This window comes from Aquimarina sp. 2-A2, assembly GCF_045505135.1.
GTDB classification, from domain to species: Bacteria; Bacteroidota; Bacteroidia; order Flavobacteriales; family Flavobacteriaceae; genus Aquimarina; species Aquimarina intermedia.
This window is the reverse complement of record NZ_JBJKFI010000003.1, coordinates 76159-100469: the sequence shown is the minus strand read 5'-3', so window position 1 is coordinate 100469 and position 24311 is coordinate 76159. Positions and strand designations below refer to the sequence as shown.

Genomic DNA, 24311 nt, shown 5'->3' with positions numbered 1-24311 from the left:
AAACATCGATCAAGTGGATGTTTTCATCGATTAATTACGGTTTTTACGTAATAAGTTGTATTATTACACCTTATGACAAGACGTTTACTTATACCAATCTTACTTTTAACTTTATCTGTCGGCTGTATTTCTAATAAGTCCATTGATATAGAGTTGCAAAAATTCTCCTCTTTATTCATCGGAAGTTTTAGCACTAAAGAGCAAGCTTTTAAAGATGCCAGCTACAAAGCAATTGTTCTCAATATTACCCCTGTTTGGGAGAATACATCAGGATATTGGATGTTTGCGGAATGGGCTGATGGTAATGATACCTCACAAATTATACAGCGTAGAGTTATTCGGTTTGAGCGATTGGATAGCGTAACAATAGTGAGTAAACTCTATAAACTTCCTGAAAACACAAAACGGATTACCTCTGACTTAATTGCAGAACATGTAGCCAAAAAAATTTCTTCAAAAGACTTACTTCTAAGAGAAGGCTGCGACGTAAAGTTCACAAAGCAAACATCCAATATTTATGTCGGAAAAACAGAGCGCAATACCTGCGAAAGCAACAGGCCAGGCATATCATATATATCTAGCCAAATTATAATAAGCACCAACAGATTGTCAGCATGGACAAAGGGATTTGACACTAAAGGAAAACAAGTTTGGGGAAAAATAAATGGTCCTTATCTATATAAAAGAATTAAAGACTAGTTTACGTAGTCTGCAATTGTTTTACCCTCTAAAACACTCAAGGTTTTATCTCTAACTTCAATCATTAGCGCATGTACTGCGCACGCATCCTCATCCGGACAGTCTGCGCAACGTTCATAAAAATTGAGACTTACACATGGAACCATAGCAATAGGTCCCTCAAGTATCCTGATAACACTTGCCATAGTAATATCTGATGGAGATTTTATTAAATAATACCCCCCACCCTTTCCTTTCTTAGAACCTAACAAGCCATTTTTACGCAAGGTTAATAAAATGCTTTCCAAAAACTTTTGAGATATGTTTTCGCTTTCGGCGATTTCCGAAATCAAAACAGGCTCACTACATTGCTTACGCGCAATATAAGTTAAGGCCTTAAGTCCATACTTTGTTTTTTTAGAAAGCATTCTTTATATGTTTTATTCTTTGGGAAGAAATACTTCGGCCATCATGCAGCGAGCACTACCCCCACCTAAGGTCTCAATAGTCTCTAAGTCGCTATGTAAAATATCACAATGTTTTTTGATAGCCGCAATTTGGGTAGCTGTCAATGCAGCAAAAGCAGAGGATGACATAACCAGCAAACGCTTATCATCCGTCCCTTGTACTTGCAACACGTTTCCAGCAAAGTTATTCACCTGTTCTTCGCTGATAGCAATCACTTCTTTATTATCACTTCTTAAAAAGTCTACTACGCTTTTCTTTTCTTTTTTATCATCAATAGCGTCCAAACATACAAGCGCAAATGTTTCGGCTATACCCATCATAACATTGGTATGATATATTGGCAATCTTTTTCCTTCTACAGTTTGGTACGCAGTAAATATTACGGGTGTATATTCGAAATCTTCACAGAATTCAATTAACAGCTCTTCATCAGCTCGGGCTGATAAGGCACAATATGCTTTACGACCCACTCTATCCAAGACAAGACTTCCAGTACCTTCCAGAAAAACATCTTGCTCCTCGGCACTTGTATAATCAACGATATTATCAATTCTAAAACCGGATGATTCAACAATATCTAAAACTTCTGGACGGCGCTCTCTACGACGGTTTGGAGCAAACATGGGATACAACCCTACAGTTCCATTTTCATGAAAAGAAATCCAGTTATTCGGAAATATAGAATCAGGGGTATCTAACTTTTTATCATCATCAATCACAATAACTTGTACTCCGGCAGCTTTAAGCTTCGTGACAAATTCATCAAATTCTCGTTGTGCTTTAGTGTTTGCAGTGTCAGGAATAATATTTAAATCTTCCTGATAATAATTATTGACAGCGGTTTGCTCATTCATTCTAAACTGCACCGGACGTATCATTACTAACGTATCTGTAACTTGTTTCATGTATTATAGTGTGTTAATCTCTTATTAGCGGAAGTGTGGAACACCTTAATAATCCCTCCTGCTTTGCTATTTCGGCATAAGGAACCTCTTCTACCGTTATTTTATTCTTACGTAACCAGTCATTCAATCTATTAAAATTTCGCTCAGAAATAACTACATCTTCAGCGATAGAAAAGATGTTCGAATTCATGTAATACATTTCCTTTTTATCGATATGAAATAAATTATCAAACCCAAATAAATCTACCAAGAACTCATATTCTTCGGGGTTTCTAAATCCTTCTTTGTGAATAATAGCTTTATCGTGCCCAACCGGTTGAAAACAACAGTCTAGATGCAAAGCGTTGTCACGAGGATCTGTCATAGATTTATTTAGATCAAAAGCCTTTACTTTTTTATGTGGAAATAGGGAAGCTATGTAGGCTACCCCTTCCATATTAGTACGTGCTACGATACAATCACTGTAGTCATCTCCTAAATACGTTCCTATAAAGATATAATCGTTATGCACCATAATATCCCCACCCTCAAAATGTATATCTTCTGAAGCTGCCTTATAAACATGGTCAGCATCGATCTTTGCAATAACATGTTTTATAGCGTCAATTTCTTTTTCCCTATCAGGTAAAATATTAGCCTTAATAAACTTATCTTCTATTACCAGCCCTATATCCCTAGCAAAAATTTGGTTATAATCCTCTATTATCTCAGGTCGATACACCGCTACATCATATTTTTTTAATACTGCAGCGACACTCTCAATCTCGTGTATCATATCTTTTTCTGTAGGATATGTTCCTGCTTTGATATGTTCAATTGATTTAGGATCATATGCCTCTTGGAGAGTAGGTGTCGCTCCATTACTTTTTGCTGTACCCAAGATTACCGCTCGTAATCTAGAGGTTTCATTCTGAATATTTAGTTTCAAAGAAATTAATTTAAAAATTGTATGCTTAACCTATAAAGAAGTCACAATCTGTCAAAAATAAAAAGTCTCTGACATATACTACTCAAAAATCGTTGAAATCTTTGCGTATTATGAAAATCAGAGACTATCTATACTGGTACAAATTCTATCGAACTTGTTATGATTTTAAAACTCTATCGTTCAGCAATTGATTTGAATGAACGTTCTGTCTCACCAATATAAATCTGTCTTGGACGACCAATTGGTTCTTTTCTTAATCGCATCTCTCTCCATTGCGCGATCCATCCGGGTAATCTACCTAAAGCAAACATAACAGTAAACATTTCGGTTGGTATATCAAGAGCTCTATAAATAATTCCAGAATAGAAGTCTACGTTAGGATACAATTTACGCTTAACAAAATAATCATCCTCTAGCGCGACCTTTGCCAAGCCTTTGGCAATATCCAGCACAGGATCGTCTATACCTAAATCGCCCAACACTTCTTCTGCTGATTTTTTAATAATTTTGGCTCGTGGGTCAAAATTTTTATATACTCTGTGACCAAAGCCCATAAGTCTGAAAGCGTCATCCTTATCCTTAGCTTTTTCAATATATTTTGCAGTATCACCACCGTCAGCTTTTATAGCTTCAAGCATTTCGATAACTGCTTGATTTGCTCCTCCATGAAGTGGCCCCCAAAGTGCTGAGATCCCTGCTGATAATGAAGCAAATAATCCGGCATGGGATGAACCTACTATTCTCACAGTCGATGTAGAACAGTTTTGTTCGTGATCTGCATGCAAAATTAACAGCTTATCCAGAGCGTCATTTACCACTTTGTTAGTTTCATATGCTTTATTAGGCCTTGAGAACATCATTTTATGTAAATTCTCTACATAGCCTAATGAATTATCTCCATAGTCTAATGGCAAACTTTTTCTCTTACGCATGGTCCATGCAGCCAAAACCGGTAGCTTACCCATGATCTTTACGATAGCATTATACATCGCTTCATCGGAATCAACATCTACAGAGCTAGGGTTAAAAGCAACCAATGCACTGGTTAAAGAAGAAAGAACACCCATTGGATGTGCGCTTTTTGGGAAGCCATCCAAAATCTTTTTCATATCCTCATCTACGTGAGACTCCTCTTTAATATCCTTATCAAATTTAGCTAACTGTTCTGCATTAGGAAGTTCTCCAAAAATCAACAAGTACGCTACTTCAAGAAAATTAGCTTTTTCTGCTAATTCTTCAATGGCATACCCACGGTATCGTAAGATTCCTTTTTCTCCGTCCAAGAACGTAATTGCACTCTCACAACTACCTGTATTCTTGTACCCCGGATCTATGGTGGTAACTCCGCCGGTAACACCACGAAGCGTTTTAATATCGATTCCTAATTCATTTTCTGTCCCTTTGATAATGGGAAACTCATATGTATTGCCGTCGATTTCTAATCTAGCTATTTTTGACATGTGTTTATATAGAATTTTGCTGTTATAATAAAGGTTTGCTAAATTACAAAATATAGACTAAATAAGTGATTTTTCCAAGTATGAATTTGCTATCTTAAGATTAAATTATTGCTTTTATCGCAAAAAAAATAGGTCATTTCTCTAAATGACCTATTTAAACACACTATATAGTGAAGTTCTTAAATTTTAAAAGCATTTTCCTTAGGATAATACGCTACATCTCCCAACTCTTCCTCTATCCTTAAAAGTTGATTATATTTTGCCATACGATCACTTCGAGAAGCAGAACCTGTTTTGATTTGCCCCGTGTTAAGCGCAACAGCTAGATCAGCAATGGTAGTATCTTCGGTTTCCCCGGATCGATGAGACATTACTGAAGTATACCCGGCATTATGAGCCATATTGACAGCTGCAATCGTTTCGGTAAGTGTCCCGATTTGATTTACTTTGATCAAAATAGAATTTGCTGTATCGTTCTGGATACCTTTATTCAAACGCTCTACATTGGTAACAAACAAATCATCTCCAACCAACTGTACTTTATCTCCGATTTTACTTGTCAGGTATTTCCATCCTTCCCAGTCATTCTCATCCATTCCATCTTCGATAGAAATTATTGGATACTTTTCAGATAGCTCAGCTAAATAATCCGCTTGCTCTTCACTGGTTCGGATTTTACCTGTATCGCCTTCAAATTTGGTGTAATCATATTTTCCGTTTACATAAAATTCGGCTGCCGCACAATCTAAAGCAATCATGATCTCATCACCAAAGCTATAACCGGCATTTTTTACTGCCAATGCAATAGAATCCAACGCATCTTCAGTCCCGTCAAGTGTAGGAGCAAAACCACCTTCATCACCAACTGCCGTACTTAATCCACGATCATGCAGCACTTTTTTGAGATGGTGAAAAATCTCTGTTCCCATTTGCATGGCATGAGAAAAATTAGTAGCCTTAACCGGCATTACCATAAATTCCTGAAAAGCAATCGGAGCATCACTATGGGAACCACCATTGATAATATTCATCATCGGTACAGGCAAGGTATTTGCGCTTACTCCTCCAATATAACGATACAGTGGTAAATTGAGTTCATTAGCAGCTGCTTTAGCTACAGCTAAAGAAACTCCAAGAATTGCATTTGCTCCAAGATTAGATTTATTTGGCGTTCCGTCAAGTTCGATCATTTTTGAATCAATTAAGTTTTGATCAAAAATTGAATATCCCAGTAAAGATTCGGCAATTGTCGTATTTACATTCTCAATAGCCTTACTTACTCCTTTTCCCATGAAGGCTTTGCCTCCATCACGTAATTCAACGGCCTCATGTTCTCCTGTAGATGCACCCGATGGCACGGCGGCACGCCCTAAGACACCATTCTCGGTAACTACATCTACCTCTACTGTTGGATTTCCTCTAGAATCTAAAATTTGTCTCGCGTGAATATTTATTATGATACTCATAAGTTTTAATTTTGGTTGATTGATAAAATTGATAGGCAATATACAAAACAGGAATAGTTTTCCACACCCGTTATACAGCCAACTTATTGCTAAAATCATGTAAAACCATAGAAGTTATTAACTACAACGTTTTAGATCGATTTCAGTGTAAGCTTTTCAAAATATCTTATTTATTTACGTACTCCCGTTTCTTAATGTTCTCTATAAACTGATCAAACAAATAGGTAGCATCATTTGGCCCAGGACCCGCCTCGGGATGATATTGAACAGAAAAACAGTTTTTATTAACCATTCTCAATCCTGCTACGGTATGATCATTCAGATGAACATGCGTAATTTCAACTTCTGGATTAGACTCTGTTTGCTCTCTATCCACAGAAAAGCCGTGATTCTGCGAGGTGATCTCACCTTTGCCTGTAAGGAGATTCTTAACCGGATGATTAATTCCGCGATGACCATGATGCATTTTATACGTAGCAATACCGTTAGCTAACGCAATCACTTGATGTCCCAGACATATCCCAAAAAGAGGTAGATCTCTTTTAATGATTTCTTTGGTTACTTCAATAGCGTTGGTAAGTGGATCTGGATCACCCGGTCCATTAGACAAAAAATAACCATCCGGATCCCATGCACTCATTTCTTCAAAAGTAGCAGAATGCGGAAAAACTTTTATGTAAGCATCACGTTTAGCAAGGTTACGAAGTATGTTTTTCTTAATTCCTAAATCCATGGCTGAAATCTTAAACTCCGCATTTGGATCTCCATAAAAGTAAGGTTCTGTAGTTGAAACTTTTGACGCAAGTTCTAACCCGTCCATATTGGGAACTTCTGCCAATTGCGCTTTTAAGCCCTCTATATTCTCCACATCAGTACTTATCACGGCGTTCATCGCACCATGATCTCTTATATAACTCACAAGGGCTCGCGTATCAACATCTGAGATAGCCAAGACACCGTGTTTATCCAAAAATTCCTGCAAGGATTGATCAGCATTTTCTCTGGAATAATCATAACTAAAGTTCTTGACAATCAAGCCTGCAATTTTTACAGAATCAGATTCCATTTCTTCCTCAAACGTACCATAGTTTCCAATATGCGCATTGGTTGTAACCATAAGCTGACCAAAGTAAGAAGGATCAGTAAAGATTTCCTGATATCCGGTCATCCCTGTGTTAAAACATACTTCACCAAATGCATTGCCATCTCTACCTACAGCCTTCCCATTAAAAATGGTGCCGTCAGCTAATAAGAGAATTGCTTTTTTACGAGATTGATATTTCATTGTCATCAAATTTAATTGTGCCGTTTAAGGTAATAAAACGGCTGATTTCATAAAATTTAAATTAAAAAAAAAGGATAAACGTTGAACGCCTATCCTTTTTTCATTATGTGTTAACCACTTAATCATCTATTCTTCTTCAGAATTTGTAGTTTCTGATGCCGGAGCAGCAGGAGTTGTTTCTGTTTTCTTAGATCTTCCTCTACGAGTTGATTTCTTTTTAGCAGGCTTATCAGCATTGTATAGCTCATTGTAGTCTACTAATTCGATCATTGCCATATCAGCATTATCTCCCAAACGATTTCCTAGTTTTATAATTCTAGTATATCCTCCTGGACGATCTCCGATTTTTGCAGCTACATCTCTAAACAATTCCGTAACTGTTTCTTTACTACGTAATTTACTAAAAACGAGACGACGATTGTGCGTTGTATCCTCTTTAGACTTCGTAATTAATGGCTCTACAAATTGTTTTAAGGCTTTAGCCTTAGCTACTGTAGTATTAATTCTCTTATGTTCAATTAGGGAACAAGCCATATTTGAAAGCATTGCTTTACGATGCGCTGTTTTTCTTCCTAAGTGATTTATTTTTTTTCCGTGTCTCATGACATTTGTTTTGAATCATCATCTTGCTACAACCCATTTTGGGGAGCAAACTATGATGGATTAATCTTTGTCTAATTTATATTTGGAAAGATCCATACCAAAGTTAAGACCTTTAACATTCACTAATTCTTCTAGTTCAGTTAAAGATTTTTTACCAAAGTTTCGGAACTTCATTAAATCGTTCTTATTATAAGAAACTAAATCTCCTAAGGTATCTACCTCTGCAGCTTTTAAGCAATTAAGCGCACGTACAGACAAGTCCATATCAATAAGCTTAGTTTTTAACAGCTGTCTCATGTGTAGAGACTCCTCATCATAAGTTTCTGTTTGAGCGATCTCGTCAGCCTCTAGCGTTATACGCTCATCAGAGAATAACATGAAGTGGTGGATTAAGATCTTAGCAGCCTCGGTCAACGCATCTTTAGGATGAATTGAACCATCAGTAACAATCTCGAAAACCAATTTTTCATAATCCGTCTTCTGCTCTACACGATAGTTTTCTATACTATACTTAACATTTTTGATAGGTGTATAGATAGAATCTGTAAAAATTGTACCGATTGGTGCATTTGCCTTTTTATTCTCTTCAGCCGGAACGTATCCTCTACCTTTTTCGATAGAAAGCTCCATATTAAGAGAAACTTTTTTATCCATATTACAAATCACCAAGTCCGGATTAAGCACTTGGAAACCTGAGATAAATTTTTGGAAATCTCCTGCAGTTAACTGCTCTTGGCCAGAAATAGAAATAGTAACAGCTTCATTATCGATATCCTCTATTTGACGTTTAAAACGTACTTGCTTAAGATTTAAGATAATCTCGGTTACATCTTCTACAACTCCAGATATAGTAGAGAATTCATGATCTACTCCTTCTACTCTTAAAGAAGTAATAGCGAATCCCTCTAAAGAAGATAGCAAAACTCTTCTCAAAGCGTTACCAACTGTTAAACCGTACCCTGGTTCTAATGGTCTGAATTCAAACTTACCATCAAACTCAGTTGAGTCGATCATGATAACTTTATCGGGCTTCTGAAAATTTAATATTGCCATGTTATTGTTTCTTCTATGAGTTATTACTTAGAATATAATTCGACGATGAATTGTTCGTTGATATTTTCAGGGATCTGAATTCTACCAGGAACAGATACAAAAGTACCTTGTTTAGTGTCGTTATTAAAAGTAATCCACTCATACACTTTGCTATTATTGGCAAGTGCATTTTGGATCACCTCTAAAGATTTAGACTTCTCACGAACACTTACAACATCACCAGGTTTCAATTGGTATGAAGGAATATTAACAAGCCCACCATTTACAGTAATATGTCTGTGTGATACTAATTGTCTAGCTCCTCTACGAGAATTGGCTAAGCCCATTCTAAACACCACATTGTCTAAACGAGATTCACATAATTGTAAAAGAACCTCACCCGTAATCCCTTGAGATCTGGTAGCTCTTTCAAACATGTTACGGAACTGACGCTCAAGAATTCCATACGTATATTTAGCTTTTTGCTTCTCCATTAACTGGATAGCATATTCACTTTTCTTACCTCTACGTCTGTTGTTACCGTGTTGCCCAGGAGGGTAATTTCTTTTTTCGAATGATTTGTCATCTCCGAAGATCGCTTCACCAAATTTACGAGCGATTTTAGTTTTTGGACCAGTATATCTTGCCATTGTAATTAATTTAGTTAATGAGGTGATTATGAATTAAGGTCACTGTCCTTCGATAATCAGAATTCCTCTTTTAGGATTTACTTAAAAAGAATGCACGATAGTACATCACGCATTCAAGTTGTTATATAGAGAAACCGGAAACTAACAGCTTCCGGAGTCTTTTAAATTATACTCTACGTCTTTTTGGAGGACGACATCCGTTATGTGGCATTGGAGTTACATCAATAATTTCTGTAACCTCAATTCCAGAATTGTGAATAGAACGAATCGCAGATTCTCTACCATTACCTGGTCCTTTCACATAAACTTTCACTTTCTTAAGACCTGCTTCGATAGCTACTTTTGCAGCATCTTCTGATGCTAATTGAGCAGCATATGGTGTGTTCTTTTTAGAACCTCTGAAACCCATTTTACCAGCTGAAGACCAAGAAATAACGTCTCCTTTTTTATTTGTAAGTGAAACGATGATATTGTTAAAAGAAGCAGTTACGTGAGCCTCACCAACAGATTCTACAATTACCTTACGTTTTTTTGAAGTTGACTTTGCCATACTACTTATTATTTAGTCGCTTTTTTCTTGTTAGCAACAGTTTTTCTTCTTCCTTTACGTGTTCTAGAGTTATTCTTAGTACGTTGACCTCTCAAAGGCAACCCAGATCTATGACGAATACCACGGTAACATCCTATATCCATAAGACGTTTGATATTCACCTGAACCTCAGATCTTAACTCTCCTTCAATGGTATAGGCTCCTACAGCTTCACGAATACGACCAATTTGATCATCATCCCAGTCAGAAACTTTAATACTCTCATCTACTTTGGCAGTGTCTAAAATTTCTTTAGCTCTACTTCTACCAACACCGAAGATATAGGTTAATGCTATAACTCCTCGCTTTTGTTTAGGTATATCTACCCCTGCAATTCTTGCCATAATTACCCTTGTCTTTGTTTAAATCTAGGATTCTTTTTATTAATTACGTAAAGTCGGCCTTTTCGACGCACAATCTTGCACTCGGCACTTCTCTTTTTTATTGATGCTCTAACTTTCATCCTTATTGTTTTTTGTTTCTGAAATATTAACTACTAATACTTCAATCGAAATCATTAACAAGATTTTTGAGCCTGCAAAAGTACACAAAAAATCTTAAATAACTAATTTTTAATTAGTATCGATATGTTATTCGAGCCTTTGATAAATCATAAGGACTCATTTCTAATTTTACTTTATCTCCCGGAAGTAATTTAATATAGTGCATTCGCATTTTACCAGAGATATGAGCTGTCACTACGTGACCATTCTCCAATTCAACACGAAACATCGCATTTGACAATGCTTCAATTATACTACCATCCTGTTCTATTGCTGGTTGTTTTGCCATTATGCTACTGCTTTTCTGTTTTTACCAGTTTTCATTAAACCATCGTAGTGTCTATTCAATAAATATGAATTAACCTGTTGCATTGTATCGATCGCAACACCCACCATAATCAATAAAGAGGTTCCTCCAAAAAACAATGCCCATCCTTGTTGCACATTCAGCAATTTAACTGCTATCGCAGGAAATATTGCAATTAATGCTAGGAATACTGATCCGGGAAGCGTTATCTGTGACATGATCTTATCCAGATACTCCCCAGTCTCACCACCAGGACGAATCCCGGGAATAAAACCACCACTTCTTTTTAAATCATCGGCCATTTTATTGGTAGGCACAGTAATCGCTGTATAAAAATATGTAAACACAATAATCAATACTGCGAATAATACATTATACCACAAACCGAAAATATCACTGAAAGCAGCCGCTACACCTTGTGAAGTCTCTGAATCGGATAATCCAGCTACCGCAGCAGGTATAAACATAATTGCTTGAGCAAAGATAATTGGCATTACACCAGATGCATTAAGTTTTAGCGGTATATACTGACGTGAACCGAATACGTTTTTCTCGTATCCTCCACCCGCAGTTCTTCTCGCATACTGCACGGGTATTTGACGTACAGCCATTACCAATAATACCGAAGCCATAATAATCGCAAACCATATGACAAGTTCAATAAGAACCATAATCATTCCCCCTGTATCTCCAGATACTCTAGAAGAAAAGTTTTGCACGAATGACTGTGGCAATGTTGCAATAATACCAACCATAATTAAGAGTGAGATACCGTTACCAATACCTTTATCGGTAATCTTCTCTCCCAACCACATTGCAAAAATACAACCTGTAGTTAAGATGATTACAGATGACACAACAAAAACAGTTTGATTTGGAAGCACAAAAGCTTCTGCTGGTAAGGTTGCAAACAAATTATAGATATATCCAGGTCCCTGAACCAAGGTAATAGCTATAGTCAACCAACGTGTAATTTGGTTGATTTTCTTTCTACCACTTTCGCCTTCTTTTTGTAGTTTCTGAAGATAAGGTATAGCAATACCCATCAATTGTACAACAATAGAGGCCGAAATATAAGGCATAATACCTAATGCAAAAACAGAGGCATTAGAAAATGCACCTCCCGTAAAAGCATTTAACAGACCAAGTAAACCTTGGTCTGTTTGTGAAGCCAAATTTGATAATTGAGAAGCATCTACTCCAGGAAGTACTACTTGTGCACCAAATCGATATACTAGTAATAATCCTAAGGTAACAAGAATTCTATTTCTTAGCTCCTCTATTTTCCAAATATTTTTTATTGTATCAATAAATTTCATGAATCGTTTATTATAGGGTTACTGCCTCACCACCAGCTGCTTCAATAGCGGCTTTTGCAGTGGCTGTAAATTTGTGAGCTGAGACTTTCAACTTCGCCTTCAATTCACCTCTTCCCAGTATCTTAACTAAATCATTCTTTCCAACAAGACGGTTATCCATAAGAACCTCAAGATCTACAGAATCTTTAAATTTACCTGCATCCACGTAGGCTTGCAAAGTATCTAAATTGATTCCTTGATATTCTTTACGATTAATATTAGTAAAACCGAATTTTGGAACACGTCGTTGCAATGGCATCTGCCCTCCTTCAAATCCAATTTTCTTTGAATATCCAGAACGAGATTTTGCTCCTTTATGACCACGGGTAGCAGTTCCACCTTTACCAGAACCCTGTCCGCGACCTACGCGCTTGCTGTTATTTTTTACTGAACCTGCAGCAGGTTTTAAGTTACTTAAATCCATGTGCTTATATTATTTTGTTTCTATCGAAACTAAATGTTTAACTTTATTTACCATCCCAAGGATATTAGGAGTGTCGTCGTGCTCCACTACCTGGCCGATCTTTTTAAGACCTAAAGCCTCAAGAGTTCTCTTTTGTCTCTGAGTACGATTTATCGCACTTCTTACTTTAGTAATTTTAATCTTTGCCATCGTCCTAATATTTAACCTTTAAACACTTTATCAAGTGATACTCCTCGTTGACGTGCTACTTGCTCTGCATTACGCAATTGCAATAACGCATCAAACGTTGCTTTTACCACATTGTGTGGGTTAGAAGATCCTTGGTTCTTTGAAAGTACATCATGAACACCTACAGCTTCTAATACTGCACGTATTGCACCACCTGCAATTACTCCGGTACCCGTTGCTGCCGGCATCAATAAGACACGTGCACCACCATATTTACCTTTTTGCTCATGTGGTAACGTTCCTTTAGTCAAAGGAATACGTACTAAATTTTTCTTTGCATCTTCTACTGCTTTTGCAATAGCTTCTGCTACTTCTTTAGATTTACCTAGACCGTGACCAACTACACCGTTTTCATCTCCTACAACAACTATTGCAGAGAAACCAAAGGCTCTACCACCTTTAGTTACTTTGGTTACACGTTGAACACCAACTAAACGATCTTTTAGTTCAAGTCCACTTGGTTTTACTAATTCTGCGTTTTTATATTTTTGATACATAATTTCTTAGAATTTTAGTCCTGCTTCTCTAGCTCCTTCAGCCAATGATTTTACTCTTCCGTGATATAAATACCCACCTCTATCAAAAGAGATAGTTTCTACACCGGCTTTCACAGCTTTTTCAGCAAGTGCTTTACCAACCAAGTTCGCTTTTTCTATTTTATTTCCAGATGCCGAAGCAATGTCTTTATCTCTTGACGAAGCTGCACTGATTGTTACACCAGTAACATCATCTACGATTTGTGCGTAGATTTCTTTATTACTTCTGTATACAGATAATCTAGGACGTTGTTCTGTACCGCTAACCGTTCCACGGATGCGTTTTCTTATTTTTGCTCTTCTTGAATCTTTTGAGAATGCCATACCTTAGTGATTATGCAGATTTACCTGCTTTTCTTCTTAATTGTTCTCCTACAAATTTAATTCCTTTTCCTTTGTATGGTTCCGGCTTACGGAATGCTCTAATTTTAGCAGCAACCTGACCAACCAACTGTTTGTCAAAAGAAGTTAATTTGATGATAGGATTCTTACCTTTTTCTGAAACTGTTTCAACCTTTACTTCTGGAGCAAGATCCATAACAATACTATGAGAAAACCCAAGTGCTAAATCTAGCTTTTGTCCTTGGTGAGTGGCTCTGTAACCAACTCCTACCAACTCCAATTCTTTGGTAAACCCTTCAGAAACTCCAACAATCATATTGTTGATAAGCGATCTGTATAATCCGTGTTTAGCTTTGTGGTCTTTCAACTCACTAGGTCTCTCTAAAATTACTTGCCCTTCTTCTACTTTGATATCAATACTATCAAAAGTTTGGGTAAGCTCTCCTAATTTTCCTTTAACAGTAACAACATTACCTGTCACATCAACTGTGACACCAGACGGAACAGTTACTGGATTTTTTCCTATTCTTGACATTTCTTTTGTCTTTTATACTGTTAATATACGTAGCAAAGTACTTCTCCTCCTACATTCTCTTGCTTAGCACGTTTACCGGTCATAACACCGTGAGATGTAGAAACAATTGCAACTCCTAATCCGTTTAAAATTCTTGGAATTTCATTAGAACCAGCATACTTACGTAAACCAGGCTTACTGATTCGCTGTAAATTTTTAATTACAGGCTCTTTGGTCATCTTATCGTATTTCAACGCGATTTTGATGGTACCCTGAGCGGTAGTATCTTCGAATTTATAACTTAAAATATACCCCTGATCGAATAATATTTTAGTGATTTCTTTTTTAACCTTAGACGCAGGAATTTCAACAACTCTATGTTGTGCACTATTCGCATTACGAATTCTGGTTAAATAATCTGCTATAGGATCTGTATTCATTATATGTAATTTATGGTTTTGGTTTTCAAACTACTTTAGTTGAACCTGAAACCAATTAATGTATTTGTTATTACCAACTAGCTTTTGTAACACCAGGTATTAAACCTTGGTTAGCCATCTCTCTAAACATAACACGAGAGATACCAAACTGACGCATATATCCTTTTGGTCTTCCTGTTAATTTACATCGGTTGTGTTGACGAACAGGAGAAGCATTTTTTGGCAATTTTTGTAATGCTTCGTAGTCACCAGCTTCTTTTAAAGCTTTGCGTTTCTCAGCATATTTTTCAACCGTTTTAGTTCTTTTAACCTCACGGGCTTTCATTGATTCTTTAGCCATAATTAATTCTTTTTAAAGGGTAAACCTAGTTCAGTTAACAATGATTTTGCTTCCTTATCAGTATTCGCAGAAGTTTCAAAAGTAATATTCATTCCTGAAATTTTATTTACTTTATCAATATCAACCTCTGGAAAGATAATTTGCTCTAGAATTCCCAATGAATAATTTCCTCTTCCATCAAAACCTGTAGCTTTGATTCCGTTGAAATCTCTTACACGTGGTAACGCAGAAGTGATTAAACGGTCTAAAAATTCATACATCTGCTCACCTCTCAACGTAACTTTTGCGCCAATAGGCATCCCTTTACGTAATTTAAAAGAAGCAACATCCTTTTTAGAAATAGTTGCAACAGCTTTTTGACCTGATATCATAGTCAACTCATCCACTGCGTGATCGATCAGTTTCTTATCTGCTACGGCCGCACCAACACCTCTACTCAAAACAATTTTTTTAAGTTTTGGTACCTGCATTACGTTTGCGTAACTAAATTCTTCTGTAAGAGCTGACACAATTCTGTCGTTATACTCTTGTTTTAATCTTGGAATATAAGCCATAACTATATTACTTCATTAGATTTTTTAGAAAATCTCACTTTCTTATCTCCTTCCATTCTATACCCAACTCTTGTTGTTTCTCCATTTGACAATAGAGACAAGTTTGAAATATGAATAGGCGCTTCTTGCTTAACAATACCTCCCTGCGGATTAGCTGCACTTGGCTTCTGATGTTTAGAAACCATATTTACACCTTCCACAAGAACCTTGTTCTTATCTTTTAATACTTTTTGTACTTTTCCTTCCTGGCCTTTATTATCTCCAGCAATGACACGTACTGTATCTCCTGATTTAATTTTATGCTTTGTCATTTTATTTACAATTTTAAAGCACTTCCGGCGCTAATGAAACGATTTTCATGAATTGCTTATCACGAAGTTCTCTTGCAACAGGACCAAAAACACGTGTACCTCTCATTTCGCCAGCAGGGTTTAATAAAACACATGCATTATCATCGAAACGAATGTACGAACCGTCTGGTCTGCGCACTTCTTTTTTTGTACGAACAACAACTGCAGTCGAAACAGCTCCTTTTTTAACGTTACCGTTAGGAGTCGCTTCTTTAACACTGACAACTATCTTGTCACCTACAGAGGCGTATCTTCTTCCTGTACCACCTAAAACACGGATTACCAAAACTTCTTTTGCTCCAGTGTTATCGGCTACTTTTAATCTAGACTCTTGTTGTAACATAATTACTTCGCTCTTTCAATTACTTCTACTAATCTCCAACATTTAGTTTTACTCATAGGTCGTGTTTCCATAATCTTTACAGTATCACCAATATTGCAATCGTTTTTCTCGTCGTGTGCTACGTATTTTTTCGTCTTTAATACGAACTTTCCGTACATCGGGTGTTTTACTTTTCTAACTTCAGAAACCACAATTGATTTCACCATTTTGTTACTAGTAACAACACCTATACGCTCTTTTCTTAAATTTCTTTTTTCCATCTTTCAGCAGAATTAACCGTTTAATTCTCGTTTTGTTAACTCAGTAGCTATTCTCGCGATAGATCTTCTCGCTTTACGTATCTGTAAAGGATTTTCTAATGGAGACATTGTGTGAGCCATTTTTAAATCCGAATACTCTTTTTGAGATTTACCAAGTTGCTCTTGCAATTCAGCTGTAGATAATTCTTTTACTTCTGATTGTTTCATAATCTCAAATATTAAGCTTGATAATCTCTAGCTACAATAAACTTAGTTTTAACTGGTAATTTTTGAGCGGCCAAACGAAGTGCTTCTTTAGCAACATCGTATGATACACCACTGATCTCGAATAAGATTCTTCCTGGCTTCACTACTGCTGCCCAGTATTCAACCGCACCTTTTCCTTTACCCATACGTACTTCAAGAGGTTTCTTAGTAATTGGCTTGTCCGGGAAAATTTTAATCCACAGAGATCCTTCTCTTTTCATATAACGGGTAGCAGAAATACGTGCTGCTTCTATCTGACGTGCAGTAACAAAACTTGAATCCAACGATTTAATCCCAAAAGTACCGTTTGAAAGTTGATTCCCTCGTTGAGACAATCCTTTCATACGACCCTTTTGTTGTTTACGGAATTTTGTTCTTTTAGGCTGTAACATTGTTAATTTACTTTAAAAAATTACTTTCTACGACGTGATTTCTTCTCACCACCTCGACCGGCTCTGTCACCTTTTCCTTGTTTCTTGGATAATCCAACTAAAGGAGAAAGCTCTCTCTTACCATACACTTCACCTTTCATAATCCACACTTTAACACCTAATCTACCATAAGTAGTATGTGCCTCAACTAAAGCGTAATCTATGTCAGCTCTAAATGTTGATAAAGGAATACGACCATCTTTATAAGACTCAGAACGCGCCATTTCAGCACCATTCAAACGTCCAGAAATCTGTATTTTGATACCTTCAGCATTCATTCTCATTGCAGCTGCGATCGCCATCTTAATAGCTCTACGGTATGAAATACGGTTCTCAATTTGTCTAGCTACACTAGAACCAACCAAGAATGCATCTAATTCTGGTCTTTTGATCTCAAAGATATTGATCTGTACTTCTTTATCTGTAATCTTTTTAAGCTCTTCTTTTAACTTGTCTACCTCTTGTCCACCTTTTCCGATAATAATACCAGGTCTAGCAGTAGTGATAGTAACGGTTACAAGTTTAAGCGTACGCTCAATAATTACTCTTGATACACTAGCTTTTGATAAACGTGCGTGTACATACTTTCTAATCTTATCGTCTTCAGCAAGTTTATCGCCGTAGTCATTACCTCCGTACCAGTTGGATTCCCATCCTCTAATGATACCAAGGCGATTTCCGATTGGATTTGTCTTCTGTCCCATACTATTATTTAGCTTTGTGTATTATTTTTAGCTGCAACCACGATTGTAACGTGGTTAGAGCGTTTTCTTATTCTGTGTGCACGACCCTGTGGCGCAGGACGAAGTCTTTTTAACATACTTCCTCCGTCAACACGAATCTCTTTTACAATAAGCTCAGCATCCTCGATGCTAGCGTCTTCATTCTTTGCCTGCCAGTTAGCAATTGCTGATAGCAAAAGCTTCTCTAAACGACGTGATGCTTCTTTAGGGTTAAATCTAAGAATATGAAGCGCTCTTTCAATTTTCTCACCACGCACAAGATCCGCAACTAAACGCATCTTTCTAGGTGATGTTGGACAGTTATTAAGCTTAGCGAAAGCAACTTGCTTTCTCTCTTCTTTAATTCTATCCGCCATTTCTCTTTTACGAACTCCCATAGCTTAAATTATTTTTTACCTTTATTTTTAGCACCAGCGTGTCCTCTAAAGGAACGAGTTGGCGAAAATTCTCCTAATTTATGTCCTACCATGTTCTCTGTAACATACACAGGAACGAACTGGCGACCATTATGCACTGCTATTGTTTGACCAACAAAATCAGGTGTTATCATAGAGGCTCTTGACCATGTTTTGATAACAGACTTCTTGTTAGCTTCAACGTTTGCAGCTACTTTTTTCTCTAACTTATAGTGAACGTAAGGTCCTTTTTTTAATGAACGTGCCATATCTTATTATTTCTTTCTACGTTCTACAATATACTTATTACTCGACTTCGTCTTAGAACGGGTTCTGTATCCTTTAGCAGGAAGACCTTTTCTAGAACGAGGATGACCTCCTGAAGAACGACCTTCTCCACCACCCATTGGGTGATCAACAGGGTTCATTGCTACCGGTCTTGTTCTTGGACGACGTCCTAACCATCTTCCTCTACCAGCTTTACCACCAACAACTAATTGATGATCACTGTTAGAAACAGCACCTATTGTCGCAACACAATTAACCAAAATTAATCGTACTTCTCCTGAAGGAAGCTTAACTGTAGCAAACTTACCGTCTCTTGCCATTAACTGAGCAAAAGAACCAGCACTACGCGCCATAACAGCACCTTGACCTGGTCGAAGTTCTATACAAGAAATAATAGTACCTAATGGAATATCGCTAAGTGGCATTGCATTTCCAATTTCTGGAGCAACATTACTACCTGCGACGATATTTTGCCCAACCTGTAGTCCATTTTGAGCAATAACATAACGCTTTTCACCATCTTGATAGTTCAAAAGCGCTATAAATGCAGTTCTGTTTGGATCGTACTCAATCGATGCAACCGTCGCAGGAACACCCTGCTTATCACGTTTGAAATCGATGATACGATATCTTCTTTTATGACCACCACCAATATAGCGCATGGTCATTTTTCCTTGACTGTTTCTACCTCCAGATCTTTTTCTCGGAGCCAATAGGCTTTTTTCCGGCTTATCAGTAGTAATGGCGTCATACCCATTTACTACTCTAAAACGCTGACCTGGGGTAATTGGTTTTAATTTTCTTACTGACATCTGTTAGTCTTAAAGATTACTGTATAAATCAATTACTTCACCTTCCGCCACCTGTACAATTGCCTTCTTAATTGCATTTGTTTTACCAGTGATCATTCCTGTTTTTGTAAAACGGGTTTTACGATCCGGACGGACATTAATAGTACGAACTTTAGTAACAGAAACACCATAAGCTGCCTCAACAGCTTTCTTAATCTGCACCTTATTCGCTTTTTTATCTACCTGAAAACCATAGCGGTTAAATAACTCACTATCGCTGGTAGCCTTTTCCGTAATAATAGGTTTTATTAAAATACTCATGGCTTCTATTTACTTAAATTCGCTTCAATTCCTTTCAAAGAACCCTCCAAAAGCACAACATTATTCGCATTAAGTATTTTATAAGTACTTAATTCTGAAGCAGTTATAACTTCTGATCCTTTTAAATTGCGTGACGACAAATATACATTATTATTTGACTCTCCCAACACAAACAAAGATTTTTTACTATCTAGTCCTAAAGACTTTAGAACTGATGTAAAATTCTTAGTTTTTATAGTATCAAAATTAAAATCCTCCACAACCATAATTGCTTTGTCATTTGCTTTGATACTTAGCGCAGATCTTCTCGCTAATCTTTTCAAGTTTTTATTCAATTTGAAAGAATAGTTACGAGGTCTTGGTCCAAATATTCTACCACCACCTTTGAAGATCGGAGACTTGATACTACCTGCTCTGGCGGTACCTGTTCCTTTTTGCTTCTTAATTTTTCTAGTACTACCTACAATCTCTGCGCGCTCCTTAGCTTTGTGCGTACCTTGACGTTGATTTGCCAAATACTGCTTCACATCTAAGTATACAGCATGATCATTTGGTTCTACACCAAAAACAGCATCAGAAAGGTCTGCCTTTCTACCTGTTTCTTTTCCGTTAATATCAACAACTGCTACTTTCATTACTTCTGAATCGTTACATAAGCGTTTTTGTGACCAGGAACACATCCTTTTACAACAAGTATATTCTTTTCAGCAACTACTTTTAACACTTTTAAGTTTTGAACTTTTACTTTATCTCCGCCCATTCTACCGGCCATTCTCATTCCTTTGAATACTCTCGCAGGATATGAAGCAGCACCAATAGATCCAGGAGCTCTTAAACGGTTATGTTGACCGTGAGTCGCTTGACCTACTCCACCAAATCCGTGTCTCTTAACAACACCTTGGAAACCTTTTCCTTTAGACGTTCCTGATACATCAACAAATTCACCTTCTGTGAAATGTTCTACCGTAATGGTATCTCCTAATTTGTGATCCTCCTCAAAACTTTTGAATTCAACAACTTTACGTTTAGCAACCGTACCTGCTTTTTTAAAGTGACCAGCGGCCGCTTTAGTAGCATTTTTGTCTGCTTTGTCATCGAAACCTAATTGAATAGCTTCATAGCCATCAACCTCATTAGTTCTGACTTGGGTGATCACACATGGTCCAGCTTCGATAACTGTACATGGAATGTTTTTTCCATTCTCATCGAAAATGCTGGTCATACCGATCTTTTTTCCTATTAACCCAGACATATTTAATAAATTATTAATTAATACTTACTCTTATTTATTTTCCTAAAAACAAAACAGGGCCAAAATACATCAACCCTGATTATATTTTTCCGTTTTTCCCTCGCACACAGCTCAGGACATTTTTTGTATATCATACTTATTCCCAAAGCAGCCAAACAAGCTGCTTTGGGATAAGAACATAATTACACTTTAATCTCAACTTCAACTCCACTTGGCAATTCAAGCTTCATTAAAGCATCAATAGTTTTTGATGAAGAGCTATAGATATCCAAAAGTCTTTTGTAAGAACTTAATTGGAACTGCTCTCTAGATTTTTTGTTTACGTGTGGTGAACGTAATACAGTGAAAATCTTTTTATGTGTTGGCAAAGGAATCGGCCCAGTTACTACAGCGCCGGTACTTTTAACCGTCTTTACGATTTTCTCAGCAGACTTATCTACTAAATTATGATCGTAAGATTTTAGTTTTATTCTGATTTTTTGACTCATTTCTGTAATAATTAAGCGTTAACTCCTTTTGCAGCTGCGATTACCTCTTCTGAAATATTAGATGGAGTTTCAGCGTAGTGTGAAAATTCCATAGTAGATGTAGCTCTACCAGAAGATAAAGTTCTCAATGTCGTTACGTATCCGAACATTTCTGAAAGAGGGACAGTAGCCTTTACAGTTTTTGCACCAGCACGGTCTCCCATATCACTTACTTGTCCTCTACGACGGTTAAGATCACCAACGATATCACCCATATTTTCTTCAGGAGTAATAACTTCCAGTTTCATAATCGGCTCCATAATTACGGCTTTAGCAGCTTTCGCTGAATTTTTAAAACCTAATTTAGCAGCTAATTCGAACGATAGTTGATCCGAATCCACATCATGATAAGATCCATCTTTCAATGTCACTTTCATAGAATCTACTTCATATCCAGCTAAAGGACCATTTACCATAGCCGCTTTGAAACCTTTCTCAATCGACGGAATAAATTCCTTAGGAACGTTACCACCTTTTATTGTAGATTCAAATTGAAGTCCTACAACACCTTCATCAGCCGGCTCAATTGTAAATACGATATCCGCAAACTTACCACGACCACCAGATTGTTTCTTATAAACCTCTCTATGATCTGCAGCTTGTGTAATAGCTTCTTTATATTCAACCTGTGGCTGACCTTGATTCACCTCTACCTTAAACTCACGTCTTAGACGATCCACAATGATATCCAAGTGCAACTCACCCATTCCAGAAATAATTGTCTGTCCTGAAGCTTCATCAGTTTTTACTTGGAAAGTCGGATCCTCTTCTGCAAGTTTAGATAATGCCATACCTAATTTATCAACATCTGCTTTAGTTTTTGGCTCAACCGCGATACCGATAACGGGATCAGGGAAATCCATACTTTCCAAAACAATAGGATGTTTCTCATCAGACATCGTATCACCGGTTTTAATATCTTTAAAACCTACAGCAGCACCAATATCTCCCGCTTCTATATAATCGATTGCATTCTGCTTATTCGAATGCATCTGGTAAATTCTAGAAATACGCTCTTTTTTACCAGAACGGTTGTTTAGAATGTAAGAACCTGCATCAAGTCTCCCTGAATAGGCGCGGAAAAACGCTAGACGTCCAACAAATGGATCTGTAGCGATCTTAAATGCAAGAGCAGCAAATGGCTCCTTAACATCCGGCTTACGCAATTCTTCTTTCTCAGTATCAGGATTTACTCCAACAATACCTTCTTTATCTGTAGGTGAAGGCAAATAACGGCATACAGCATCTAAAAGAAACTGCACCCCTTTATTTTTGAAAGCAGAACCACAAATCATAGGAATAATTGACATATCCATTACAGCAGCACGAAGTGCAGCATGCACCTCTTCTTCTGTAATAGAATCTTCATCTTCCATGTATTTTTCAAGAAGGTTCTCATCATACGCTGCAACTTCTTCAATAAGTTTACCTCGTAAGATTCTTGCCTCTTCCTTCATGTCTTCAGGAATATCAACCACATCAAAAGTAGCACCTTGTGTTTCATCATGCCAGATAATAGCACGGTTCTTCACTAAATCAACGATACCTTTAAAATCTGACTCATCACCAATATTAAGAACGATAGGAACTGCATTAGAACCTAACATATCTTTTACTTGTTGACAAACAGCCATAAAGTTAGATCCTTGACGATCCATTTTGTTAACAAAACCGATTCTAGGAACTTTATAATTATCCGCTAGCCTCCAGTTAGTTTCAGATTGTGGCTCAACACCATCAACTGCACTAAATAAGAAAACCAACCCATCCAAGACACGCAATGAACGATTCACCTCTACTGTGAAATCAACGTGACCCGGAGTATCAATAATATTGAAGTGATAATCCTTTGTTTCCGGTAAGGGTTGTGCATTTTCTAATGGAAACTTCCATGTACAGGTTGTAGCCGCCGAAGTAATCGTGATTCCACGTTCTTGTTCTTGCTCCATCCAGTCCATAGTAGCCGCACCATCATGCACCTCACCTATCTTATGACTCACACCCGTATAATAAAGTATACGCTCTGTCGTAGTTGTTTTACCCGCATCAATATGCGCAGCAATACCTATATTTCTTGTATATTTTAAATCTCTAGCCATTTCTGTTCGTGATTAAAATCTAAAGTGTGAGAATGCTTTATTTGCTTCTGCCATCTTATGAGTATCTACTCTTTTCTTAACAGCAGCACCTTCTTCTTTTTCTGCAGCCAAAATCTCTCCGGCTAATTTCTGAGCCATTGATTTTTCATTACGCTTACGTGAAAATTGAATTAACCACTTCATTGCAGTAGAAATCTTACGATCCGGTCTAATCGGATTAGGAATCTGGAAAGTTGCCCCTCCTACTCGTCTACTTCTTACCTCTACATGAGGCATAACATTAGACAATGCATCCTTCCACACCTCTAAAGATGTTTTTTCTTCGTTTTGTTTTTTCTCTTCCACGATATCAATCGCATCGTAAAAGATTTTGAAAGCTGTCGACTTTTTACCATCCCACATCATCATGTTAACAAATCTAGTTACTAACTGATCGTTGAAACGTGGATCTGGCAAAATAGGTCTTTTTTTAGCCTTTCTTTTTCTCATCTCTTCTTCTTAAAAGTTTTAAAATTACTTCTTAGGGCGTTTTGCTCCGTACTTAGATCTACGTTGTGTTCTTCCTTCAACACCTGCGGTGTCCAAGGCTCCACGAACAATGTGATACCTAACTCCCGGTAAATCTTTTACCCTTCCACCTCTAACTAATACTATC

The 24311-nt window shown here is 37.1% G+C and carries 38 protein-coding genes and 1 pseudogene; 1 reads left to right on the top strand and 38 read right to left on the bottom strand.

The features are described from left to right. Window positions 1–72 precede the first annotated feature (72 nt). A complete protein-coding gene (locus tag ACJRPK_RS08775; protein WP_407139533.1) occupies window positions 73–699 on the top strand; it encodes a chromophore lyase CpcT/CpeT in 627 nt (208 codons plus the stop codon). On the opposite strand, the gene ACJRPK_RS08770 is transcribed toward ACJRPK_RS08775, so the two are convergent. The 38 genes and pseudogenes from ACJRPK_RS08770 to ACJRPK_RS08585 form a co-directional block, all read right to left on the bottom strand. After that, entirely contained in the window at window positions 696–1106 is a 411-nt protein-coding gene (locus ACJRPK_RS08770; RefSeq protein ID WP_407139532.1) for an RrF2 family transcriptional regulator, read from the bottom strand. The two genes, ACJRPK_RS08775 and ACJRPK_RS08770, sit on opposite strands and share 4 nt — an antisense overlap. A 12-nt stretch (window positions 1107–1118) precedes the next feature. Continuing rightward, window positions 1119–2051 (bottom strand): citrulline utilization hydrolase CtlX, encoded by a 933-nt coding sequence (ctlX, locus tag ACJRPK_RS08765; RefSeq protein ID WP_407139531.1) that lies wholly within the window; start codon window positions 2049–2051, stop codon window positions 1119–1121. A 13-nt stretch (window positions 2052–2064) separates the two neighbouring features. Beyond that, window positions 2065–2979: a dimethylarginine dimethylaminohydrolase family protein gene (locus ACJRPK_RS08760; protein ID WP_407139530.1), complete on the bottom strand. Its 915-nt coding sequence runs from the start codon at window positions 2977–2979 to the stop codon at window positions 2065–2067. 173 nt (window positions 2980–3152) lie between these two features. After that, window positions 3153–4439, bottom strand: coding sequence for a citrate synthase (locus ACJRPK_RS08755; RefSeq protein ID WP_148782626.1), 1287 nt, complete (start codon window positions 4437–4439; stop codon window positions 3153–3155). Between the two features lie 179 nt (window positions 4440–4618). Beyond that, the gene (gene eno, locus ACJRPK_RS08750; protein ID WP_407139529.1) at window positions 4619–5905 is read right to left on the bottom strand and encodes a phosphopyruvate hydratase; all 1287 of its coding nucleotides are present in this window, start codon (window positions 5903–5905) and stop codon (window positions 4619–4621) included. Between the two features lie 166 nt (window positions 5906–6071). Next, the gene (carA, locus tag ACJRPK_RS08745; RefSeq protein ID WP_407139528.1) at window positions 6072–7190 is read right to left on the bottom strand and encodes a glutamine-hydrolyzing carbamoyl-phosphate synthase small subunit; all 1119 of its coding nucleotides are present in this window, start codon (window positions 7188–7190) and stop codon (window positions 6072–6074) included. A gap of 126 nt (window positions 7191–7316) precedes the next feature. Further along, the gene (gene rplQ, locus ACJRPK_RS08740; RefSeq protein WP_407139526.1) at window positions 7317–7793 is read right to left on the bottom strand and encodes a 50S ribosomal protein L17; all 477 of its coding nucleotides are present in this window, start codon (window positions 7791–7793) and stop codon (window positions 7317–7319) included. Between the two features lie 60 nt (window positions 7794–7853). Further along, window positions 7854–8846, bottom strand: coding sequence for a DNA-directed RNA polymerase subunit alpha (locus tag ACJRPK_RS08735; RefSeq protein WP_148782622.1), 993 nt, complete (start codon window positions 8844–8846; stop codon window positions 7854–7856). A 23-nt stretch (window positions 8847–8869) separates the two neighbouring features. Further along, window positions 8870–9475: a 30S ribosomal protein S4 gene (gene rpsD, locus ACJRPK_RS08730; RefSeq protein WP_148782621.1), complete on the bottom strand. Its 606-nt coding sequence runs from the start codon at window positions 9473–9475 to the stop codon at window positions 8870–8872. Between the two features lie 166 nt (window positions 9476–9641). Continuing rightward, window positions 9642–10025 (bottom strand): 30S ribosomal protein S11, encoded by a 384-nt coding sequence (gene rpsK, locus ACJRPK_RS08725; protein ID WP_148782620.1) that lies wholly within the window; start codon window positions 10023–10025, stop codon window positions 9642–9644. An 8-nt stretch (window positions 10026–10033) separates the two neighbouring features. Then, on the bottom strand, window positions 10034–10408 hold the full coding sequence (rpsM, locus tag ACJRPK_RS08720) for a 30S ribosomal protein S13 (protein WP_148782619.1): 375 nt from the start codon (window positions 10406–10408) through the stop codon (window positions 10034–10036). 2 nt (window positions 10409–10410) lie between these two features. After that, window positions 10411–10527 carry a type B 50S ribosomal protein L36 gene (gene ykgO / locus ACJRPK_RS08715; RefSeq protein WP_013621733.1) on the bottom strand — a complete coding sequence of 39 codons (117 nt, stop codon included), beginning with the start codon at window positions 10525–10527 and terminating at the stop codon, window positions 10411–10413. Window positions 10528–10640: 113 nt separating this feature from the next. Next, window positions 10641–10856, bottom strand: a complete 216-nt coding sequence (gene infA, locus ACJRPK_RS08710) for a translation initiation factor IF-1 (protein ID WP_010181908.1) — start codon at window positions 10854–10856, stop codon at window positions 10641–10643. Continuing rightward, a complete protein-coding gene (secY, locus tag ACJRPK_RS08705) occupies window positions 10856–12193 on the bottom strand; it encodes a preprotein translocase subunit SecY (RefSeq protein ID WP_407139524.1) in 1338 nt (445 codons plus the stop codon). The genes infA and secY overlap by 1 nt, the downstream gene beginning before the upstream one ends. A gap of 10 nt (window positions 12194–12203) precedes the next feature. Then, window positions 12204–12656, bottom strand: coding sequence for a 50S ribosomal protein L15 (gene rplO, locus ACJRPK_RS08700; protein WP_148782617.1), 453 nt, complete (start codon window positions 12654–12656; stop codon window positions 12204–12206). Between the two features lie 9 nt (window positions 12657–12665). Beyond that, window positions 12666–12845 (bottom strand): 50S ribosomal protein L30, encoded by a 180-nt coding sequence (rpmD, locus tag ACJRPK_RS08695; protein ID WP_148782616.1) that lies wholly within the window; start codon window positions 12843–12845, stop codon window positions 12666–12668. A gap of 11 nt (window positions 12846–12856) precedes the next feature. Further along, on the bottom strand, window positions 12857–13381 hold the full coding sequence (rpsE, locus tag ACJRPK_RS08690) for a 30S ribosomal protein S5 (RefSeq protein WP_148782615.1): 525 nt from the start codon (window positions 13379–13381) through the stop codon (window positions 12857–12859). Window positions 13382–13387: 6 nt separating this feature from the next. Continuing rightward, window positions 13388–13744 carry a 50S ribosomal protein L18 gene (gene rplR, locus ACJRPK_RS08685; protein ID WP_148782614.1) on the bottom strand — a complete coding sequence of 119 codons (357 nt, stop codon included), beginning with the start codon at window positions 13742–13744 and terminating at the stop codon, window positions 13388–13390. A gap of 10 nt (window positions 13745–13754) precedes the next feature. Next, on the bottom strand, window positions 13755–14297 hold the full coding sequence (rplF, locus tag ACJRPK_RS08680; protein ID WP_148782613.1) for a 50S ribosomal protein L6: 543 nt from the start codon (window positions 14295–14297) through the stop codon (window positions 13755–13757). A 20-nt stretch (window positions 14298–14317) separates the two neighbouring features. Further along, the gene (gene rpsH / locus ACJRPK_RS08675; RefSeq protein WP_148782612.1) at window positions 14318–14716 is read right to left on the bottom strand and encodes a 30S ribosomal protein S8; all 399 of its coding nucleotides are present in this window, start codon (window positions 14714–14716) and stop codon (window positions 14318–14320) included. Window positions 14717–14786: 70 nt separating this feature from the next. After that, a complete protein-coding gene (gene rpsN, locus ACJRPK_RS08670) occupies window positions 14787–15056 on the bottom strand; it encodes a 30S ribosomal protein S14 (RefSeq protein ID WP_148782611.1) in 270 nt (89 codons plus the stop codon). A 2-nt stretch (window positions 15057–15058) separates the two neighbouring features. After that, window positions 15059–15610: a 50S ribosomal protein L5 gene (gene rplE, locus ACJRPK_RS08665; protein WP_148782610.1), complete on the bottom strand. Its 552-nt coding sequence runs from the start codon at window positions 15608–15610 to the stop codon at window positions 15059–15061. Between the two features lie 2 nt (window positions 15611–15612). Then, window positions 15613–15921 (bottom strand): 50S ribosomal protein L24, encoded by a 309-nt coding sequence (rplX, locus tag ACJRPK_RS08660; RefSeq protein ID WP_148782609.1) that lies wholly within the window; start codon window positions 15919–15921, stop codon window positions 15613–15615. A 13-nt stretch (window positions 15922–15934) separates the two neighbouring features. Beyond that, a complete protein-coding gene (gene rplN / locus ACJRPK_RS08655; protein WP_148782608.1) occupies window positions 15935–16303 on the bottom strand; it encodes a 50S ribosomal protein L14 in 369 nt (122 codons plus the stop codon). Between the two features lie 2 nt (window positions 16304–16305). Beyond that, entirely contained in the window at window positions 16306–16563 is a 258-nt protein-coding gene (gene rpsQ, locus ACJRPK_RS08650; protein WP_148782607.1) for a 30S ribosomal protein S17, read from the bottom strand. A 12-nt stretch (window positions 16564–16575) separates the two neighbouring features. After that, window positions 16576–16770 (bottom strand): 50S ribosomal protein L29, encoded by a 195-nt coding sequence (gene rpmC / locus ACJRPK_RS08645; protein WP_378186783.1) that lies wholly within the window; start codon window positions 16768–16770, stop codon window positions 16576–16578. 11 nt (window positions 16771–16781) lie between these two features. Then, on the bottom strand, window positions 16782–17201 hold the full coding sequence (gene rplP / locus ACJRPK_RS08640) for a 50S ribosomal protein L16 (RefSeq protein ID WP_148782605.1): 420 nt from the start codon (window positions 17199–17201) through the stop codon (window positions 16782–16784). A gap of 20 nt (window positions 17202–17221) precedes the next feature. Further along, on the bottom strand, window positions 17222–17944 hold the full coding sequence (gene rpsC / locus ACJRPK_RS08635) for a 30S ribosomal protein S3 (RefSeq protein WP_148782604.1): 723 nt from the start codon (window positions 17942–17944) through the stop codon (window positions 17222–17224). 8 nt (window positions 17945–17952) lie between these two features. Beyond that, a complete protein-coding gene (gene rplV, locus ACJRPK_RS08630) occupies window positions 17953–18360 on the bottom strand; it encodes a 50S ribosomal protein L22 (protein WP_148782603.1) in 408 nt (135 codons plus the stop codon). Window positions 18361–18368: 8 nt separating this feature from the next. Next, a complete protein-coding gene (rpsS, locus tag ACJRPK_RS08625; protein ID WP_019386271.1) occupies window positions 18369–18647 on the bottom strand; it encodes a 30S ribosomal protein S19 in 279 nt (92 codons plus the stop codon). Between the two features lie 6 nt (window positions 18648–18653). Beyond that, window positions 18654–19478, bottom strand: a complete 825-nt coding sequence (gene rplB / locus ACJRPK_RS08620; protein ID WP_148782602.1) for a 50S ribosomal protein L2 — start codon at window positions 19476–19478, stop codon at window positions 18654–18656. Window positions 19479–19487: 9 nt separating this feature from the next. Beyond that, window positions 19488–19778 (bottom strand): 50S ribosomal protein L23, encoded by a 291-nt coding sequence (gene rplW / locus ACJRPK_RS08615; protein WP_148782601.1) that lies wholly within the window; start codon window positions 19776–19778, stop codon window positions 19488–19490. A gap of 5 nt (window positions 19779–19783) precedes the next feature. Further along, window positions 19784–20413 (bottom strand): 50S ribosomal protein L4, encoded by a 630-nt coding sequence (rplD, locus tag ACJRPK_RS08610; protein ID WP_407139523.1) that lies wholly within the window; start codon window positions 20411–20413, stop codon window positions 19784–19786. Then, on the bottom strand, window positions 20413–21030 hold the full coding sequence (gene rplC / locus ACJRPK_RS08605) for a 50S ribosomal protein L3 (protein WP_148782599.1): 618 nt from the start codon (window positions 21028–21030) through the stop codon (window positions 20413–20415). The genes rplD and rplC overlap by 1 nt, the downstream gene beginning before the upstream one ends. Before the next feature lie 182 nt (window positions 21031–21212). Further along, window positions 21213–21518, bottom strand: a complete 306-nt coding sequence (gene rpsJ / locus ACJRPK_RS08600; RefSeq protein WP_010181931.1) for a 30S ribosomal protein S10 — start codon at window positions 21516–21518, stop codon at window positions 21213–21215. Window positions 21519–21529: 11 nt separating this feature from the next. Next, window positions 21530–23656 (bottom strand): elongation factor G, encoded by a 2127-nt coding sequence (gene fusA, locus ACJRPK_RS08595; RefSeq protein ID WP_407139522.1) that lies wholly within the window; start codon window positions 23654–23656, stop codon window positions 21530–21532. Window positions 23657–23668: 12 nt separating this feature from the next. After that, complete coding sequence (rpsG, locus tag ACJRPK_RS08590; protein ID WP_148782597.1) at window positions 23669–24145, bottom strand: 30S ribosomal protein S7; 477 nt, start codon at window positions 24143–24145, stop codon at window positions 23669–23671. 24 nt (window positions 24146–24169) lie between these two features. Next, a pseudogene (locus ACJRPK_RS08585) lies at window positions 24170–24311 on the bottom strand (30S ribosomal protein S12); the annotation flags it as partial.